This is a genomic window from Clostridium porci (assembly GCF_009696375.1).
Lineage (GTDB): Bacteria > Bacillota > Clostridia > Lachnospirales > Lachnospiraceae > Enterocloster > Enterocloster porci.
On record NZ_VUMD01000049.1, the window covers coordinates 1 to 2,923 of the forward strand.

Sequence of the window (2,923 nt, forward strand, 5' to 3'; positions counted from 1 at the left end):
TGAAGTTGTAAGATAAATGTAGACACATGGGAAACCACCATGTTGTCTACATTTTCTTTGTGCTAAAATAAGAGATGAGCAAAACGTTATGATTTATAGTTGAACATTGGCAGTTATCTTTGCAATTAGAAAAGAAATGAATTTCTGAGGACAGCAAAGCTAACGTAAGTCCAAAACTTACGCCACAGAGATACTATGAGAGCAAAAAGCATCAGGCAGTCCTTTTTAGGGATTTCAATTTACGGTAAGACTGGCTTCCCGGCATAGTGATGGCAGCAATGGCAACGGCTAAAAGGCTGATGTGTGCAAGCGTATTCAGCTTCGTAACAGACGACTTATTTCTTACCCACATACGTTCCTGCCCGGTACCTTTGAATCTGGAATTATAGCGTTCACATTCCGTGCGTAAAGAATATGTGCGTTTAAAATACCTGCTGTTCCGGTCAGGAAGGAGCCTCAGGTCATCCGGGATGGTAATATATCTGGTACAGCCACGATGCTTCTTTCCGTTGTAAAAGTTTTTATGATGACAGGGACAGCCGGCATCAGGAGAAGTCTTTAAGGGACAACAGAATTTCTGCCGGGTACGTCCTTTGTCAGAAAACTTACCATCTTTCCACATGGCGAGCCCGGCTTCGCAGACAGGATTTCCTTGCGGGAGCCGCTTTGGGTTTTTGGCGTTTCTTTTATTCAAGGGAATCATGCGCTCACCTTCATAAAGTTGTTTTACCTGGTTGTAGATGGTTTTAACATCGTAGCCTTTATCAGCAAGAAAGGTGCATTCTGCAACAGAGAGAAAACCGTGCGTATCAGCCAGAATATCCAAAGCAACGGTGGAATCGCTAACCTCGGCGGTTGTAGTCATTTCATAAATGGGAAGCCCAGAAATACAGTCTACAAGGACATGATTTTTATATCCTCAGTAGAATTTATATTTCTTTTCATCCGTCTGGTTGGAGGCAGCATGAACTCCGAGCTTACAGTCCTTATCAGCTTTTGGCTGGTAAGCAGGATTAAATTTATTACTGATGAAAGATTTGGGATTGTTTTGCGAGGTATTTGCTTCTATGGGAGTGGAATCAAGCCCTATAAAGGAAGAGTCAATGATTCCCTTATCGGCAAGGGAAAGAACCTGTGCTTTCATGATGTCAGATAGGATGGAATGATCGAAGTTAATTAGAAACCGGTCAAGTGTCCAATAAGATGGAAGCGGCCTGGAAATATCAAAACCGCAGTAATGAGCAATGAGAAGGTTGTTATTCAGATAATCAACAAGGTCAGAAATCATGGAAAGGCCTTCACATTTCATAACGATAAAAGCACAAACCATAGCATGGTTAGAAAACCCTTTTCGCCCTGTAACAGGGTATTCCTGAACGGAAGAGAGGTCAAGATTCAGGAAAAGGGAATCATAAAACTTAGCCACCGGCTGAGACGTAAAAAGACGAATGTCTTTTAAAATTTCCTGGCGATAGATAACAATCAGCTCCTTTCGGTGTTATTGATTTTGACAACTTAATTATATCAAAGTGAGCTGATTGTTTCTATAAATTTGGAGTGATAAAGAGGTTTGCCATGCCTCGCAAAGACGCATAAATACTAGATGTGTGGAGTTTTGCTCATGGCTACTAAAATAGCAGTGGAGGTGGTAATTGTGAGAAAAAGGCGGAAGAAACGAGTGTGGACACCGGACCAGAAGTCAGAAATAGTACATAAACATCTGGATGAGCATATTTCAGTACGGACGCTGGAAAAAGAATATACTGCAGACAGAAGCATGATCTGCCGGTGGGTAAAGGAATATATCGCCGAAGGAGAATCCGCATTTAATCCCAAAGGTCATCCGGGCAATCCATTTGCTGCTTTACACACCAGTAAGAACCTCTCTGAATTGGATAGGCTACGGCTTATGGTAGCGAAATTAGAAATTGAAAATGAACGGTTAAAAAAAGGGTACTGGGTGAAAGGAGTTGGTGCAAACAAGGAATATATTACCGGACGCGGCAAGAGTACGAAATAATTGAGATGCTCAGAGAGAACTATCCCGTGGTATTCCTGTGTGAGATCATGGGTGTCAGCAAGTCCGGTTATTACAGGTGGAGAGGTCGTCGCGGAACACTGAATCGCTACGAACAGGACAGACAGCTCCTTACAAAGCTGTTGATGGAGCAGCACAAAAAGCATCCCTCTCATGGTTATCACATGCTTGCCAAAGCAGTATTTGAGGCTACGGGTTGGGTGTTCTCCCACAATCTGGCACACAAATGCTGCAAGCAGGCTGGTATCCGCTCCAAAGCAAGGAAATACACCTACAAGAAGGCGGGGGAGGAACACATAGAGTTTCCCAACCAAATCAAAGGAAACTGGAACGCACCCCGTCCGGTTGAAATCGTTGTATCCGATATGACGATATTCAAAAGCAACGGCCGGAGTTGGGAATGGACACTCCTTGTAGATACCTTCAATAACGAGATCATTGCTCATCAGGCAACACCGATCCAAGGCAGCACAAAACCGTACTATCATTGCTTAGAGCAGTTAAAGCTGCTTGCGGGCAAGAAAAATGAGGAGCGGACACCCCCGGTAATCTTGCACACCGGCCAGGGTTCCGTCTACTCCTCACAAGCCTTCCGACAGGCTCACGAACATTATAACATACTTCGTTCAATGTCGCGAGCAGGAACTCCAACAGATAATGCAATCATTGAAGCAATTAATGGTTGGATAAAAGAAGAACTATTCCTTGATTTCGGTCTTGCCACCGCCAGGAATGTTCCTAAGCTATTAGAGGAGTATGTTCATTACTATAATTTTGAGCGGCCTGCGGCTGCTCTGGGCTATAAAAGCCCAGTTCAGTACAAAACCGAACTGGGCTTCTAAAAACATGGTGGTTTTCAGTGTCTACTTCTCCTTGACAGATGCA

At 43.6% G+C, this 2,923-nt stretch carries 3 protein-coding genes and 1 pseudogene; 2 read left to right on the forward strand and 2 right to left on the reverse strand.

What is annotated here, in order from left to right:
• Window positions 1-211: 211 nt before the first annotated feature.
• Window positions 212-907 (reverse strand): annotated as a pseudogene (locus tag FYJ39_RS21125) (transposase); the annotation flags it as partial.
• A 12-nt stretch (window positions 908-919) separates the two neighbouring features.
• On the reverse strand, window positions 920-1,426 hold the full coding sequence (locus FYJ39_RS21130) for a transposase (RefSeq protein WP_328597587.1): 507 nt from the start codon (window positions 1,424-1,426) through the stop codon (window positions 920-922).
• Window positions 1,427-1,621: 195 nt separating this feature from the next.
• On the opposite strand from FYJ39_RS21130, the gene FYJ39_RS20170 reads away from it, so the two are divergent.
• Together FYJ39_RS20170 and FYJ39_RS20175 are read left to right on the forward strand one after the other, a co-directional pair.
• Window positions 1,622-2,020 (forward strand): transposase, encoded by a 399-nt coding sequence (locus FYJ39_RS20170; RefSeq protein WP_154474094.1) that lies wholly within the window; start codon window positions 1,622-1,624, stop codon window positions 2,018-2,020.
• A gap of 5 nt (window positions 2,021-2,025) precedes the next feature.
• Window positions 2,026-2,880 carry an IS3 family transposase gene (locus FYJ39_RS20175; RefSeq protein ID WP_154474095.1) on the forward strand — a complete coding sequence of 285 codons (855 nt, stop codon included), beginning with the start codon at window positions 2,026-2,028 and terminating at the stop codon, window positions 2,878-2,880.
• Window positions 2,881-2,923 lie beyond the last annotated feature (43 nt).